Here is a 15,710-nt window from a genome sequence, read left to right on the forward strand (position 1 = left end):
CAAGGAGGCCACCCATGGGACTCGAGGAACGGCTCCCCAGCGGATTCCTGCTGAGTACTGTCGAGGATCTGGCGGGGTTCATGCGCAAGGGTTCGTTGTGGCCGGCGACCTTCGGCCTCGCCTGCTGCGCCATCGAGATGATGGCCACCACGTCGGGACGCTACGATCTCGCCCGCTTCGGCATGGAGGCGTTCCGGGCATCGCCCCGGCAGGCCGACCTCATGATCGTCGCCGGTCGCGTCAGCCAGAAGATGGCCCCCGTCCTGCGTCAGATCTACGATCAGATGCCGGAACCCAAATGGGTTCTCGCCATGGGGGTCTGCGCGTCATCGGGCGGGATGTTCAACAATTACGCGATCGTCCAGGGCGTCGACCACGTGGTCCCCGTCGACATCTATCTGCCGGGTTGCCCACCACGTCCGGAGATGCTCCTGCACGCGATCCTCAAACTGCACGAGAAGATCCAGGAGATGCCGCTCGGAGTCAACCGCGAGGAGGCCATCTGGGCGGCCGAACGCGCAGCGCTCCAAGCCACCCCGACGATCGAGCTGAAGGGGCTGCTCCGATGACCACGCCCGCGGGCCACCAAGATCCCGAGAACCCGGCACCCCCACCACCTGACGCCGAACAGATCGGCGTCCGCCACGGCCTGTTCGGCCCGCCCGGGACCGGCGACACGTCCGGATATGGCGGGTTGATCCGCCCGGTCACACTGCCGCCCAGCTCGTCCCGCCCGTACGGCGGCTACTTCGACGAGATCGCCGACCACCTGCTCGGCGAATTGGGCGAGCGCCACGACGAGGCCATCGAAAAGGTCGTGATCTTCCGCGACGAGATGACCATCCACGTTGCACGCGAGCACCTCCCGACCGTCGCTCTTGCACTCCGTAATGCGCCGGCGCTACGTTTCGAGCTCTGCCTCGGGGTCAACGGTGTCCACTACCCCGGCGACGCGGACCGTGAACTCCACGCCGTCTATCCCATGGCGTCGCTGACGCACGGTCGACGGGTCCGGCTCGAGGTCGCCGCCCCGGACACCGATCCGCACATCCCGAGCATCTGCGACATCTACCCGACCAACGACTGGCACGAACGCGAGACCTACGACTTCTTCGGCATCGTCTTCGACGGACACCGATCGCTGACCAGGATCGAGATGCCCGACGACTGGGAGGGTCACCCCCAGCGCAAGGACTATCCGCTCGGCGGAGTTCCGGTGGAATACAAGGGAACCCGCGTCGATCCGCCCGACCGGAGGAGGTCGTACAACTGATGACCGACACCAACACTCGCACGTACACCGTGTCCGGGCAGGACTGGGATTCCATCGTGTCCGACGTCCGCACCCGTGCCGAGCAACAACCCGGGGACGAACGCATCGTCGTCAACATGGGTCCGCAACATCCGTCGACGCACGGTGTCCTGCGCCTGATCCTGGAGATCGAAGGCGAGACCGTCACCGAGGCCCGGTGCGGAATCGGCTACCTGCACACCGGCATCGAGAAGAGTCTGGAGTACCGCAACTGGACCCAGGGCGTCACGTTCGTCACCCGGATGGACTACCTGTCCCCGTTCTTCAACGAGACCGCCTACTGCCTCGGCGTCGAGAAACTCCTCGGGATCACCGACGACATCCCGGAACGTGCCACCGTCATCCGGGTGATGCTGATGGAGCTCAATCGGATCTCCAGCCATCTCGTCGCACTCGCAACCGGCGGAATGGAACTCGGCGCGGTGACGGCGATGTTCCTCGGATTCCGCGAGCGGGAGATGATCCTCGACCTGTTCGAACTCATCACAGGCCTGCGGATGAACCACGCCTACATCCGGCCCGGCGGCGTCGCGCAGGACCTCCCGGCCGACGGTGTCGACCGGGTCGCCGAGGTGATCCGTCAGCTTCCCGGTCGCCTCGACGAACTCGGCGACCTGCTGAACGACAACTACATCTGGAAGGCCCGGACCCAGGGCGTCGGTTATCTGGACCTCACCGGCTGCATGGCACTCGGGATCACCGGCCCGGTGCTGCGGTCGACCGGGTACCCGCACGACCTGCGCCGGACCGAACCGTACTGCGGGTACGAGACCTACGAGTTCGACGTCATCACCGAGGACACGTGCGATTCGTACGGCCGCTACCTGATCCGCATGCGGGAGATGCGCGAGTCGATCCGCATCGTCGAACAGTGTCTGGAACGACTCCGCCCCGGACCGGTGATGGTCGCCGACCGCAAACTCGCCTGGCCGGCCGACCTCGCGCTCGGACCGGACGGACTGGGCAACTCGCCCGAACACATCGCCCGGATCATGGGCACCTCCATGGAGGCCCTCATCCACCACTTCAAACTGGTCACCGAGGGGATGCGCGTACCGGCCGGTCAGTGCTACGTCGCCGTCGAATCACCGCGCGGGGAACTCGGCGTCCACATGGTCAGCGACGGCGGCACCCGTCCCTACCGCGTCCACTTCCGCGACCCGTCGTTCACGAATCTGCAAGCGGTTGCGGCGATGTGCGAAGGCGGGATGGTGGCCGACGTCATCACCGCGGTGGCCAGCATCGACCCCGTGATGGGAGGCGTGGACCGATGACCGATCCCGTGTTCGTGGACCTGAGCACCGCACCCCCACCGGAGGGAACGGGACCCACGCACGACATGCCGGTCCCGCCGATCACATTCGACGGCCCGGCCGGTTACCCCGATGAGGTCGTCGAACATCTGACCGCCGAGGCGCTTACGATCATCGGCCGCTATCCCCACGCACGATCGGCGCTGCTACCGCTGCTGCACCTGGTGCAAGCCCAAGATGGCCGCCTGACCCGCGCCGGCATCGAATTCTGCGCCGCACAACTGGATATGACGCCTGCCCAGGTGGCCTCGGTCGCCACCTTCTATTCGATGTACCGGCGCACACCCACCGGCGAGTACCTGGTGGGGGTCTGCACGAACACCCTGTGTGCGACCCTCGGCGGCGACGAGATCCTGCGGTCGGTCTGCGACCACCTCGGCATCGAACCCGGAGACACGACGGCCGATCGCCGAATCACCGTCGAACACGTGGAGTGCAATGCGGCCTGCGACTTCGCGCCGGTGGTGATGGTCAACTGGGAGTTCTTCGACGACCAGACCCCGGAGTCGACGATCGAACTCATCGAGGACCTCCGCGCCGGTGTCGCGGTCTCCCCGGTTCGAGGCACCGGTCCCGTACGGTCGTTCCGCGAGACCGAACGCGACCTCGCCGGCCCGGCCTCCCCGCTGGTCGATCCGGCACCTTCTCCGCTGGCCGACCCGTCCCGGAGCGCTTCTCCGCTGGTTGAGCCATCCCGGAGCGCTTCTCCGCTGGTTGAGCCATCCCGGAGCGCTTCTCCGCTGGTTGAGCCGTCCCGGAGCGCTTCTCCGCTGGTTGAGCCGGCACCGAGCGCAGCGAGGAGCCGAGTCGAAACCACCTCGCAACCACCATCACCCGAGCCCGAACCCCCCGAGACCCCGGTCCTGTCCCGCCACTGGGACGAGCCGGAATCCTGGACCCTGGACAACCACCGGCGCCACAACGGGTATCGGGCGTTGTCGACCGCACTGACAACCCCTCCCGACGACATCATCGAGACGATCAAGGCCTCCGGTCTCCGCGGGCGCGGCGGTGCGGGGTTCCCGGTGGGGATGAAATGGTCGTTCATTCCCCAGGAGGATCCCACCCAGACCGACCCGTCCGTCCCGCACTACCTCGTGGTCAACGCCGATGAGTCCGAGCCCGGCACCTGCAAGGACATGCCGTTGATGCTCGCGTCGCCGCACACGCTCGTCGAGGGCGTGATCATCGCGGCGTACGCCATCCGGGCGCACCACGCGTTCATCTACGTTCGCGGCGAAGTCGCCTCGGTTCTCCGTCGACTGCGCACCGCCGTCGACGAGGCCTACGCCGCAGGCTATCTCGGCACCGACATCCTGGGTTCCGGCTTCGATCTCGAACTGGTCGTCCATGCCGGCGCGGGCGCCTACATCTGCGGTGAGGAAACCGCTCTGCTGGATTCGCTCGAGGGCCGCCGGGGACAACCGCGGCTGCGCCCGCCCTTCCCCGCGGTCGCCGGGTTGTACGCGAGTCCGACGGTCGTGAACAACGTGGAGTCGATCGCCAGTGTCCCGGCGATCATCCGCAACGGTGTCGACTGGTTCCGGTCCATGGGCACCGAGAAGTCGCCCGGGTTCACCCTGTACTCGCTGTCGGGTCATGTCACGCGCCCCGGGCAGTACGAGGCGCCGCTCGGGGTTTCGTTGCGCGAGTTGCTCGATCGTGCGGGCGGGGTACGCACCGGACACGAGCTCAAGTTCTGGACTCCGGGCGGGTCGTCGACGCCGCTCCTGACGCCGGAGCACCTCGACGTACCGCTCGACTACGAGGGCGTCGGGGCGGCCGGCTCGATGCTCGGTACCAAGGCCCTGCAGATCTTCGACGAGACGACGTGCGTGGTCGGTGCAGTCCTGCGATGGACGGAGTTCTACGAACACGAGTCCTGCGGCAAATGCACCCCGTGTCGCGAAGGCACGTACTGGCTGGTGCAACTGCTCCACCGGTTGGAACACGAGGGCGGAACCGCCGCCGACCTCGACACCCTCGCCGACGTCACCAACAGCATCGTGGGGAAGTCGTTCTGCGCGCTCGGGGACGGCGCGGGCAGTCCGATCGTGTCGTCGTTGAAGTACTTCCGCGACGAGTACCTGGCCCACCTCGACCACGGATGCCCATTCGACCACTCACGATCGACCGTCTGGTCGGGAGGCGTCCGATGACACTCACCCACGGCAGCGACCCCACTGCGACGACCGACAACCTGGTGGGCATCACCATCGACGACCGTGCCGTCCGAGTGCCTAAGGGCACCCTGGTCATCCGTGCCGCCGAACAGATCGGGATCACGATCCCGCGGTTCTGCGACCATCCGCTTCTCGACCCGGTCGGCGCCTGCCGCCAGTGCCTCGTCGAGGTCGAGGGGCAGCGCAAGCCACTCGCGTCGTGCACGACGGTGGCGACCGAGGGGATGGTGGTCCGCACCCAGCTCACCTCGCAGATCGCGGCGGGAGCGCAACGCGGGGTGATGGAGCTGCTCCTGATCAACCACCCCCTGGATTGCCCGGTGTGCGACAAGGGCGGCGAGTGCCCCCTGCAGAACCAGGCCATGTCGGCCGGACGTTCCGAATCGCGATTCGACGGCGTCAAGCGAACTTTCACCAAACCGGTCCCGCTGTCGTCGGAGGTCCTGCTCGACCGGGAACGCTGTGTGCTGTGTGCCCGTTGCACGCGGTTCGCCACGGAGGTCGCCGGCGATCCGCTCATCGAACTCGCGGATCGCGGTGCGCTGCAACAGGTCAGCATCTACGCGGACGAACCGTTCGACTCCTACTTCTCCGGCAACACCGTCCAGATCTGTCCGGTGGGTGCACTGACCGGGGCGCAGTACCGGTTCCGCGCCCGCCCCTTCGACCTGGTGTCGACGCCGAGCGTGTGCGAGCACTGCGCGAGCGGGTGCGCCCAGCGCACCGATCACCGTCGTGGCAAGGTGTTGCGCCGCCTCGCCGGTGACGATCCCGACGTCAACTCCGAGTGGAACTGTGACAAGGGACGGTGGGCGTTCGCCTACGCGTCCTCGGCCGAGCGGATCACCGCCCCCCTGGTTCGCGACCGGAACGGTGAGCTGACCGAGGTGTCGTGGGCGCACGCCGTGCGCGCCGCCGCGGAGGGGCTGTCCGCTGCGCTCGGCAACGTCGGCGTCCTCACCGGCGGACGGTTGACCGTGGAGGACGCCTACGCGTACTCCCGGTTTGCGCGAACTGTCCTGCACACGAACGACATCGACTTCCGCGTACGCAGCCACAGCACCGAGGAGGCCGCCTTCCTCGCCGCCCGGGTGGCCGGCCACGGACTCGCGACCACGTACGACGACCTGTCCGCTGCCCCCGCGGTGCTGCTCGCCGGCTTCGAACCCGAGGAGGAGTCGCCGATCGTCTTCCTCCGCCTCCGCCGTGCGGTACGCACCGCAGGCCAACGCATTGCGACCGTGGCGCCGTTCGCGAGTCGCGGAGCGACCAAACTCGACGCCGCCCTGTTCCCCGTCGTACCGGGCGACGAGGCCCGGGTGCTGCGGTCCGACGCCGTGCTCGCCCATCTCGAGGCACCCGGTTCGATCATCCTCGTCGGCGAGCGGCTCGCCTCCCGGCCCGGAGCACTGCTCGCGGCCACCGAGCTGGCCGACCGCTCCGGCGCCCGACTCGCCTGGATTCCGCGGCGCGCCGGCGAACGAGGCGCGCTCGAAGCGGGCGCGTTGCCAGGCCTCCTGCCCGGCGGCCGGCCGCTCGCCGACGATGCCGCTCGTGCCGCGGTATCCGCGGTCTGGGGCACCGATCTCGACCCGCGGGCGGGACGCGACACCGCCGGGATCATCGACGCCGCGCGGTATCACGGACTCGCGCTGATGGTCGCCGGCGTCGACGTCGACGACCTGCCCGACCCGGCCGCGGCGACCGAGGCCCTCGCGGCAGCGCCGTTCATCGTCAGCCTCGAGCAACGCCTCAGCGCGGTCGCCCGATCCGCGGACGTCGTCTTCCCGGTGGCCGCCGTCGCGGAGAAAGAAGGCACCTTCGTCGACTGGGAGGGCCGCCCGCGCAGCTTCACCACTGCGCTGAAGGATTCGGGCCATCTGCCCGACCACCGCATCATCGACGCGATCGCCCGGCAGATGGGTGCCGACCTCCGATGCGCCGACGTACCGACCATCCACATCGACCTGCGGCGGATCGGCGCGTGGTCGGGCCGCCGAACCACCATCGACGCTGTCGACCGGACGCAACCCAGTCCCGCTGCCGGCCAAGCGGTTCTGGCCGGATGGCACACACTGCTCGACGACGGCCGGTTGCAGGACGGGGAACCGCACCTCGCCGGCACCGCCCGCCCGCCGGTGGCCCGGCTCGCGCCGTCGACCGCCGCCGAGGCCGGTGTCGGTGCGGGCGACCGTCTCCGCGTCAGCACCGCCGACGGCGCCATCGTCCTGCCGGTCGAGATCACCGACATGCCGGATCGGGTCGTGTGGCTCCCGCTGTTCTCACGCGGCTCACACGTCCACGCCGCGCTCCGCGCGCAGGAGGGTGACCTCGTGGCGCTCGCACCGGCCCCGGCACCGGTCGACATCACCGACGACGCCGAAGGGGGTGCCGCGTGAGCATCGCCGCCGATTTCCCCACACTCGACGACTTCGGGCACGACCCGATCTGGCTCGTCGTCGCCAAAGCGCTGGCCGTATTCGTGTTCCTCGTGGTCAATCCGCTCATCGCCATCCTGCTCGAGCGAAAGATCATGGCGCGCATGCAGACCCGGATCGGGCCGAACCGCGTGGGCCCCAGAGGGGTTCTCCAGAGCCTCGCCGACGGCGTCAAACTCGCCCTCAAGGAAGGGATCATCCCCACCGGCGTCGACAAGGTGATCTATCTGTTGGCGCCGATCATCGCAGTCGTCCCGGCGGTGATGGCCTTCGCCGTCATCCCGTTCGGCCCGATGGTGTCGGTGTTCGGTCACCAGACGCCGTTGCAGCTCACCGATCTCCCGGTCGGGGTGCTGTACGTCCTGGCCGTGACGTCGGTGGGCGTCTACGGGATCGTCCTGGCGGGCTGGTCGTCGGGCTCCACCTACCCGCTGCTCGGCGGACTCCGCTCGACCGCCCAGGTGATCTCGTACGAGATCGCGATGGGCCTCACCTTCGCCGCCGTGTTCCTCGACGCCGCGACGATGTCGACATCGGGAATCGTCGCCGCGCAGGAGCGGCACTGGTACGTGCTGCTCCTGCTGCCCTCGTTCGTCATCTACGCCATCTCGATGGTCGGCGAGACCAACCGGGCGCCCTTCGATCTGCCCGAGGCGGAGGGTGAGCTGGTCGGTGGCTTCCACACCGAGTACTCGTCGCTGAAGTTCGCGATGTTCATGCTCGCCGAGTACATCAACATGGTCACCGTCTCCGCGCTGGCCACCACGCTGTTCCTCGGTGGGTGGCAGGCGCCGTGGCCGGTGAGCACCTTCGACTGGGCGAATTCCGGATGGTGGCCGGTGCTCTGGTTCACGTTGAAGGTGTGGGCATTCCTGTTCGTCTTCATCTGGCTCCGAACCAGCCTGCCGCGCTTGCGGTACGACCAGTTCATGAACCTGGGTTGGAAGGTCCTGATCCCCATCTCGCTCACCTGGGTGATGGTCGTCGCGATCATCCGCGCCGCCTTCGCCGGTGAGGACGCCGACCTCACCCGCGCGCTCGTCTCCGCCGGCGCCGGACTCGTGGTGACCGGGTTGATCGCCTACGCGGTCTGGCGCCTGATGCGCGTTCCCGACATCCCGGACCCGCCGCAGGAGTATGCAGACCCGACCGCACCCGACGAGTTCGACCCGATGGCCGGCGGTTTCCCCGTCCCGCCGATGCCCAGCACCGTGAGGGAGACGACCGATGCCTGACTTCCTGAAACCGGTGAGCGGGTTGCGCGTCACCTTCGGCGGCATGTTCCAGCCGACCATCACCGAGCAGTACCCCGAGCAGAAGCGACCCACAGCCGCCCGGTATCACGGTCGGCACCAATTGAATCGGCACCCCGACGGTCTCGAGAAGTGCATCGGATGCGAGCTGTGCGCGTGGGCGTGCCCGGCCGACGCCATCTACGTGGAGGGTGCCGACAACACGCCCGACGAGCGCTACTCGCCCGGCGAACGATATGGACGCGTCTACCAGATCAACTATCTGCGGTGCATCGGCTGCGGACTGTGCATCGAGGCGTGCCCCACGAGGGCGCTCACGATGACGAACGACTACGAACTCGCCGACGACAACCGCGCCGACCTCATCTACGAGAAGGACCGTCTCCTGGCCCCGCTGCAACCCGGCGTCGACGCGCCGCCACATGCGATGGCGCCGGGCTCCACCGAGGAGAACTACTACCGAGGCGAAGTGACTGCCGACGGTCGCGTGACCCTGCCGAATCCGACTGTGCGGGACAGCAGCGCACGGGAGACACGGCCATGACCCCCGCGGGCACGCTGTGGCTCGCCGACGAGGTGGTGCGCACCTCCACCGGTGAGGCGATCCAGTTCTGGATTCTCGGAGCGGTCGCGGTCGCCGGCGCACTGGGTGTCGTGTTCGCCACCAAAGCCGTGTACTCCGCGATCTTCCTGGCCACCACGATGATCGTGCTCGCCGTCTTCTACGTCGCGCAGGGGGCGCTGTTCCTCGGCGTGGTGCAGGTGGTCGTCTACACCGGTGCGGTGATGATGCTGTTCCTGTTCGTCATCATGCTGATCGGCGTCGACTCCTCCGACTCGTTGCGCGAGACGCTACGAGGTCAGCGCGTGTCCGCAGCTCTCATCGGGCTCGGCTTCGGGATTCTGCTGATCGCCGGGATCGGCAGCGCCACCGTCGGAGTGGTCACCGGCGCCCGGAATCCCGGAGTCGTGGCCGCGCAGAGCGACTCCGGTGTCGAGGCCATCGCCGAGCTGATCTTCGTCCGCTACCTGTGGGCCTTCGAACTGACGGGGGCCCTCCTCATCGCCGCCACGCTCGGTGCCATGGTGCTCGCGCACCGGGAGCGCTTCGGACCACGCCTCACCCAGAAAGAGCTGTCGCAGGCGCGGTTCCGCAGTGGGGTCAACCTGACCCCGCTGCCGACGCCCGGCGTGTACGCGCGTCACAACGCGGTCGACGTGCCGGCACGCCTTCCCGACGGATCGCCGTCGGACCTGTCGGTGAACGCCATCCTGGCCGCGCGGACGCTCCGGACTCGGCCCCCCGAGGACTCGGGGAGCGACCGGTGAACCCGGAGAACTACCTCTACCTCTCGGCGCTGCTGTTCACCATCGGCGCGGCCGGAGTGCTGCTGCGACGCAACGCGATCGTCGTCTTCATGTGTGTCGAGCTCATGCTCAACGCAGCGAACCTCGCCTTCGTCACCTTCGCCCGGATGAACCAGTCGTTCGACGGTCAGGTGATCGCCTTCTTCACGATGGTCGTCGCCGCCGCCGAAGTGGTGGTCGGGCTGGCGATCATCATGACCATCTTCCGATCACGCCGCTCGGCGTCGGTCGACGACGCGGATCTGCTGAAGCGGTAGAGGAGGATTGGTGAACGCCGAACTCACTGCGTCACTGCTCTGGTCGATCCCGGCACTGCCGCTGCTCGGCGCGGCGATCCTTCTCCTCGGCGGCAGGGTCACCGACCGGTGGGGGCACCTGCTCGGCACGGTGCTCGCGATCGCGTCGTTCGCGGTCGCGCTGATCATGTTCGCCGGCATGGTCTCTCGTGGCGCCGATGACCGCGCCGTGTCGGACATCCTGTTCAGTTGGGTACCGGTGGGCGAGCTGCAGGTCGACTTCGGACTTCTCCTCGATCAGCTGTCGATGTGCTTCGTCCTCCTGATCACCGGCGTCGGTTCACTCATCCACGTCTACTCGATCGGATACATGCAGGACGATCCCGATCGTCGTCGATTCTTCGCCTACCTCAACCTGTTTCTCGCGGCCATGCTCGTCCTCGTCCTGGCCGACAACTATCTGGGCCTCTACCTCGGCTGGGAGGGAGTCGGCCTCGCGTCCTACCTGCTGATCGGCTTCTGGCAGCACAAGCCGTCGGCGGCCACCGCGGCCAAAAAGGCCTTCGTCGTCAACCGGGTCGGCGACATCGGGCTGGCCGTCGCCCTCATGATCATGTTCGCCACGTTCGGCTCGGTGGCCTTCACCGCGGTGTTCGGCGGCGCCTCCCAGGCGGGCGAGAGCACCCTCACCGCACTGGGTTTCGTGCTGCTCCTCGCCGCGTGCGGCAAGTCGGCACAGGTGCCGCTGCAGTCCTGGCTTGGCGACGCGATGGAGGGTCCGACCCCGGTGTCGGCGCTGATCCACGCCGCGACCATGGTGACCGCGGGCGTCTACCTCATCGTCCGCTCGGGTGCGATCTTCGACCTCGCCCCCGCCGCCCAGGTCGGGGTCGTGGTCGTCGGCGCGGTCACCCTGTTGTTCGGCGCGATCATCGGTTGCGCGAAGGACGACATCAAGAAGGCACTCGCCGCGTCGACGATGAGTCAGATCGGGTACATGGTCCTGGCCGCCGGGCTCGGGCCGGCGGGCTACGCGTTCGCCATCCTGCACCTGCTGACCCACGGATTCTTCAAGGCAGGCCTGTTCCTCGGCGCGGGTTCGGTGATGCACGGGATGAACGACGAGACCGACATGCGCCGCTACGGTGGCCTGCGCACCCTCATGCCGATCACGTTCGTCACCTTCGGCGTCGGGTACCTCGCCATCATCGGGGTACCGCCGTTCGCCGGCTTCTACTCGAAGGATCACATCATCGAGGCGGCGTTCGGTGCCGGTGGGGCAAAGGGACTGATCCTCGGTGGCGCTGCACTTCTCGGTGCCGGGATCACCGCCTTCTACATGACCCGGGTCATGCTGCTCACCTTCTTCGGCGAGAGGCGCTGGCACGACGGCACGGACTCGCCGGCACCGCACCCGCACGAGTCGCCGCGGGTCATGACCGGCCCGATGATCCTGATCGCACTCGGGTCCATCGCCTCGGGCGGCCTCCTGGCCATCGGCGGATCGCTGGAGACGTGGCTCGAACCCGTTGTCGGCGAACACACCCCGCACCACCTCATCCCGGTGTGGGCCATGACGGCGATCATCCTGCTCGTGGTCGCCGTCGGCGTGGCTGTCGCCTATCGTCGATACGCGACTCGGCCGGTACCGGTGACCGCACCCGAGGACGTGTCCGTGCTCACCGTGGCCGCCCGACGCGATCTGTACGGCGACGCCGTCAACGAAGAGCTGCTGATGCGGCCGGGTCAGCGGGTCACCGCCGGCCTCGTCGCAGTCGAGTCCGACGGCGTCGACGCGCTCACCAGCGGCGTCGGCGATGCGGTGACCGGCGCGTCGCGACGAATACGCGGGTGGCAGAACGGATATGTCCGGTCCTATGCCCTGTCGATGTTCGCCGGCACCACCGTGATCGTCGCCCTGGTGATGGCGGTGAACGTCCTGTGAGCATCCCCTGGCTGACCGTCCTCTGGGTCGCGCCCGCGGTCGGCGCCGCGCTCGTCCTCGCAGTCCCGGCACATCGGGTGACCGCGGCGAAGTGGTTCGCGCTCGTGGTGTCCGTGGCCGTTCTCGCCCTGTCGATCGGTCTCGCGATCGGTTTCGATCCGGACGGCCAGCGGTACCAGTTCGTGGAGGACGTCAGTTGGATACCGGCGTTGGGTACGCGGTACGGATTGGGGCTCGACGGCATCGGGCTGGTCTTGATACTGCTGACCGCGGCGCTCCTGCCACTTCTGCTCGTCGCCGGCTGGCGCGACGTCGAATCGTCGGGCTCGCTGGACAATTCGGGCGGCCGCGCACAGAAGGGCCCGCACATCTATCTGGCGCTGTTCCTCGCGACCGAGGCGATGGTGCTGATGAGCTTCGTCGCGCTCGACGTGCTGCTGTTCTACATCTTCTTCGAGGCGATGCTCATCCCGATGTACTTCCTGATCGGCGGGTTCGGCACCGGACCCAACCGGTCGGCGGCCGCGGTGAAGTTCCTGCTGTACAACCTCTTCGGTGGCCTCGTTCTGTTGGCCGCGGTGATCGGACTCTACGTGGTGACCGCCCAGAACGGCGTCGGTGCGGACGGTGGCGGAACCTTCGCACTGCCGGACATCGCCGCCGCTGTCGCGAGCGGACAGATCGACGACTCGACCGGACTGGCCAAGCTGCTCTTCCTCGGCTTCCTGTTCGCGTTCGCGGTCAAGGCGCCGCTGTGGCCGCTGCATTCGTGGCTGCCCGACGCCGCGGTCGCGGCGACTCCGGCCTCGGCGGTACTGATGATGGCCGTGATGGACAAGGTCGGGACCTTCGCGATGCTGCGATTCTGCATGCAGCTGTTCCCGGACGCGTCACAGTACTTCGCGCCGCTCGTCTGTGGGCTGGCGGTGGTCAGCATCGTCTACGGCGCGGTGCTGGCGATCGGCCAGACCGACGTGATGCGGCTGATCGCCTATACGTCGATCTCCCACTTCGGCTTCATCATCCTCGGCATCTTCGTGATGACCGATCAGGGCCAGACCGGCTCCGCCCTCTACATGGTCAACCACGGGATCTCGACCGCCGCACTGTTCCTCATCGCCGGGTTCCTGGTGTCCCGGCGCGGGAGCACCTTGATCGCCGATTACGGCGGGGTACAGAAGGTCGCGCCGGTCCTCGCGGGCACCTTCCTCGTCGCCGGACTCGCCACTCTCTCCCTCCCCGGTCTCGGGCCGTTCATCAGCGAGTTCCTGGTCCTCATCGGCACATTCACCCGCTATCCGGTCGCCGCAGTGGTCGCCTGTTCGGCGCTCGTCCTCTCGGCGATCTACATCCTGTGGACCTATCAGCGCATGATGGGCGGGCCACCGAAGGCACCTGATGTCCGAGGATCGTCGATGCGCGACCTGGCGGGACGTGAACTGGTGGTCGTCGCCCCGTTGCTCGCGCTGCTCATCGCGCTGGGGGTGTACCCGAAGCCGATGATCGACCTGATCGATCCCGCAGTGCAGGCAACTCTCACCACAGTCGGCGTCGAGGCGCCCGAACCAGCGGTGGCCGAACCGGATGCGGAGGGCAACTGATGAACCCGACAACCCTCACCGACGGTCCGATGACGCTCGCCGCCATCGCCACCCCCAGCGTCGAATACGCGTCACTGTCGCCGATGCTCATCGTGTTCGGCGCCGGCGTCATCGGGGTGCTCGTCGAAGCCTTCGCGCCCAGCCGACTGCGATACCCACTGCAACTGTCGCTCTCACTGGGCGCACTGATCGTCGGCCTCGCCGCGCTGGTCACGGTGACGGTCGAGCAGACGCACGACGGCGCGAACGGCGAGTTCGCTATGTCCGGCGCGGTCGTGATCGACCGCCCGACCCTGTATCTGCAAGGGCTGCTGATGATCATCGCGATCGTCGCGGTCGGGTTCATGGCCGAGCGTCGCCTCGAGCGGGTCGTGGCGCCCGTGACGATGCGCAAACTCGCCGGGGTCGGCGGGTCCGAGTCGTCGGCCGGCAGCGGCATCACCAGCGGCGGCCCGACCGGCGGTGGCGTCGACGCCGACATGTTCACCCCGTCCGGGGCGTCGGTGCCCAACACCGACGCCGAGTTCGAGGCCACCCGCGCCGGCGCGGTCACCACCGAGGTCTTTCCCCTGGCACTGCTCGCGGTGGGTGGGATGATGCTGTTCCCGGCATGCGGCGACCTGCTCACGATGTTCGTGGCGCTGGAGGTGTTCTCGCTCCCGTTGTACCTACTGTGTGGACTTGCGCGGCGACGGCGCCTCATCTCGCAGGAGGCCTCGCTGAAGTACTTCCTGCTGGGCGCGTTCTCGTCGGCGTTCTTCCTGTTCGGTTCGGCATTCGTCTACGGCGCCACCGGTTCGCTCAACCTCTCGACGATCGGTGCGTCGATCTCCGCGACTGCCGACAGCGGTGGCGACACCACGCTGGCCCTCATCGGACTGGCACTGCTCGCAGTGGGCCTGCTCTTCAAAGTGGGTGCGGTGCCGTTCCATTCGTGGATTCCCGATGTCTACCAGGGCGCGCCGACGCCGGTCACCGCGTTCATGGCCGCAGCGACCAAGGTCGCCGCCTTCGGGGCGCTGCTGCGCGTGTTCTACGTCGGCTTCGAGGGGCTCCGCGGGCAGTGGGAGCCCGCGTTGTGGGCGGTGGCGATCGCCTCGATGGTCATCGCCTCGGTGATGGCGGTGACCCAGAACGACGTGAAACGGATGCTCGCGTACTCGTCCATCGCACACGCCGGGTTCATCCTGCTCGGCCTGATCGCCTTCGCCGAGGCCGGCCTCGGCGCCACGCTCTTCTACCTCGCCGCCTACGCGTTCACCACTCTCGGCGCCTTCGCGACCGTCGCGGTGATCCGCGAACCCGACTCCGCCGCCGGGACCTCCACTCGCAACGCCGCCGTCCACGGCACGACACCCGCCCCACGGAACCCGCACCTGTCCGGCCGGGAGGCCACCGACCTCACCCAATGGTCGGGGTTGGGACGCCGATACCCGTTGGTGGGCGCCATGTTCGCGGTCTACCTGCTCTCGTTCGCGGGCATCCCCCTGACCAGCGGTTTCATCGCCAAGTTCGATGTCTTCGCCGCAGCCGCCGGCTCCGGCGGCGGCGTGCTCGTGGTCGTCGGCGTCATCAGCAGCGCGATCGCCGCCTACGTCTACATCCGCATCATCGTGGCCATGTTCTTCGACGACGTCCCCACCACCGGCGCCCCGCATGTGGTGAAGCCGAGCGTGCTGACGACCTCCGGGATCGCCCTGTGCACGCTGGTGACGGTGGCGCTCGGTGTCTTCCCCCAACCGCTGCTCGATCTCGCGGAATCCGCCGCGGTGTTCCTGCGCTGATTGGGCAACAAGCGCCCGTCTGTGGAACAGCAGTGCTGGTAGCCGCGTCCCATGCCGGGTAACCGACTTGCGTCCGGTCTATCCCCAGATGCAACGTGCACCCCGTACGGAAGATCCTGCCCAACTACTATCGTTACGGGTCCGAATACCTCGGGTCGCATGCTCGTCGATAGCTGGGGGTCGCAATGAGCGAGAGAGTGTCGGTTGATCCTGTCAATCTGCGGTATGGGGGTCAACAGCTAGGCGGTTGGCACGACGAGGCCATCGACGTTTTTCA

General features: G+C 67.6%; 12 protein-coding genes. All 12 read left to right on the forward strand.

The window, feature by feature from the left end; genetic code table 11:
* Nucleotides 1-14: 14 nt before the first annotated feature.
* The 12 genes from MHN80_RS12685 to nuoN are packed head-to-tail and all read left to right on the forward strand — an operon-like array spanning nt 15 to nt 15,433.
* Nucleotides 15-569 carry an NADH-quinone oxidoreductase subunit B family protein gene (locus tag MHN80_RS12685; RefSeq protein WP_004021558.1) on the forward strand — a complete coding sequence of 185 codons (555 nt, stop codon included), beginning with the start codon at nt 15-17 and terminating at the stop codon, nt 567-569.
* Nucleotides 566-1,273, forward strand: coding sequence for an NADH-quinone oxidoreductase subunit C (locus MHN80_RS12690; protein ID WP_239402026.1), 708 nt, complete (start codon nt 566-568; stop codon nt 1,271-1,273). Before MHN80_RS12685 ends, MHN80_RS12690 begins: the two co-directional genes overlap by 4 nt.
* Entirely contained in the window at nt 1,273-2,586 is a 1,314-nt protein-coding gene (gene nuoD / locus MHN80_RS12695) for an NADH dehydrogenase (quinone) subunit D (RefSeq protein WP_239402028.1), read from the forward strand. Before MHN80_RS12690 ends, nuoD begins: the two co-directional genes overlap by 1 nt.
* Complete coding sequence (gene nuoF / locus MHN80_RS12700; RefSeq protein ID WP_239402030.1) at nt 2,583-4,784, forward strand: NADH-quinone oxidoreductase subunit NuoF; 2,202 nt, start codon at nt 2,583-2,585, stop codon at nt 4,782-4,784. Before nuoD ends, nuoF begins: the two co-directional genes overlap by 4 nt.
* Complete coding sequence (locus tag MHN80_RS12705) at nt 4,781-7,207, forward strand: NADH-quinone oxidoreductase subunit G (protein WP_239402032.1); 2,427 nt, start codon at nt 4,781-4,783, stop codon at nt 7,205-7,207. The genes nuoF and MHN80_RS12705 overlap by 4 nt, the downstream gene beginning before the upstream one ends.
* The gene (nuoH, locus tag MHN80_RS12710; RefSeq protein WP_004021552.1) at nt 7,204-8,481 is read left to right on the forward strand and encodes an NADH-quinone oxidoreductase subunit NuoH; all 1,278 of its coding nucleotides are present in this window, start codon (nt 7,204-7,206) and stop codon (nt 8,479-8,481) included. The genes MHN80_RS12705 and nuoH overlap by 4 nt, the downstream gene beginning before the upstream one ends.
* Complete coding sequence (nuoI, locus tag MHN80_RS12715) at nt 8,474-9,043, forward strand: NADH-quinone oxidoreductase subunit NuoI (RefSeq protein ID WP_004021551.1); 570 nt, start codon at nt 8,474-8,476, stop codon at nt 9,041-9,043. The genes nuoH and nuoI overlap by 8 nt, the downstream gene beginning before the upstream one ends.
* On the forward strand, nt 9,040-9,828 hold the full coding sequence (locus MHN80_RS12720; protein ID WP_101820686.1) for an NADH-quinone oxidoreductase subunit J: 789 nt from the start codon (nt 9,040-9,042) through the stop codon (nt 9,826-9,828). Before nuoI ends, MHN80_RS12720 begins: the two co-directional genes overlap by 4 nt.
* Complete coding sequence (gene nuoK, locus MHN80_RS12725; protein ID WP_004021549.1) at nt 9,825-10,124, forward strand: NADH-quinone oxidoreductase subunit NuoK; 300 nt, start codon at nt 9,825-9,827, stop codon at nt 10,122-10,124. Before MHN80_RS12720 ends, nuoK begins: the two co-directional genes overlap by 4 nt.
* Before the next feature lie 10 nt (nt 10,125-10,134).
* The gene (gene nuoL / locus MHN80_RS12730) at nt 10,135-12,048 is read left to right on the forward strand and encodes an NADH-quinone oxidoreductase subunit L (RefSeq protein ID WP_239402034.1); all 1,914 of its coding nucleotides are present in this window, start codon (nt 10,135-10,137) and stop codon (nt 12,046-12,048) included.
* Entirely contained in the window at nt 12,045-13,649 is a 1,605-nt protein-coding gene (locus tag MHN80_RS12735; RefSeq protein WP_239402036.1) for an NADH-quinone oxidoreductase subunit M, read from the forward strand. Before nuoL ends, MHN80_RS12735 begins: the two co-directional genes overlap by 4 nt.
* Complete coding sequence (nuoN, locus tag MHN80_RS12740) at nt 13,649-15,433, forward strand: NADH-quinone oxidoreductase subunit NuoN (RefSeq protein ID WP_239402038.1); 1,785 nt, start codon at nt 13,649-13,651, stop codon at nt 15,431-15,433. The genes MHN80_RS12735 and nuoN overlap by 1 nt, the downstream gene beginning before the upstream one ends.
* Nucleotides 15,434-15,710 lie beyond the last annotated feature (277 nt).

Source organism: Gordonia sp. McavH-238-E (genome assembly GCF_022348225.1).
In the GTDB taxonomy this organism is placed as follows: domain Bacteria; phylum Actinomycetota; class Actinomycetes; order Mycobacteriales; family Mycobacteriaceae; genus Gordonia; species Gordonia terrae.

Coding starts and splice junctions, on each gene's coding strand:
- MHN80_RS12685 (WP_004021558.1), top strand. CDS start 15: ATGGGACTCGAGGAACGGCTCCCCAGCGGATTCCTGCTGAGTACTGTC.
- MHN80_RS12690 (WP_239402026.1), top strand. CDS start 566: ATGACCACGCCCGCGGGCCACCAAGATCCCGAGAACCCGGCACCCCCA.
- nuoD (WP_239402028.1), top strand. CDS start 1,273: ATGACCGACACCAACACTCGCACGTACACCGTGTCCGGGCAGGACTGG.
- nuoF (WP_239402030.1), top strand. CDS start 2,583: ATGACCGATCCCGTGTTCGTGGACCTGAGCACCGCACCCCCACCGGAG.
- MHN80_RS12705 (WP_239402032.1), top strand. CDS start 4,781: ATGACACTCACCCACGGCAGCGACCCCACTGCGACGACCGACAACCTG.
- nuoI (WP_004021551.1), top strand. CDS start 8,474: ATGCCTGACTTCCTGAAACCGGTGAGCGGGTTGCGCGTCACCTTCGGC.
- MHN80_RS12720 (WP_101820686.1), top strand. CDS start 9,040: ATGACCCCCGCGGGCACGCTGTGGCTCGCCGACGAGGTGGTGCGCACC.
- nuoN (WP_239402038.1), top strand. CDS start 13,649: ATGAACCCGACAACCCTCACCGACGGTCCGATGACGCTCGCCGCCATC.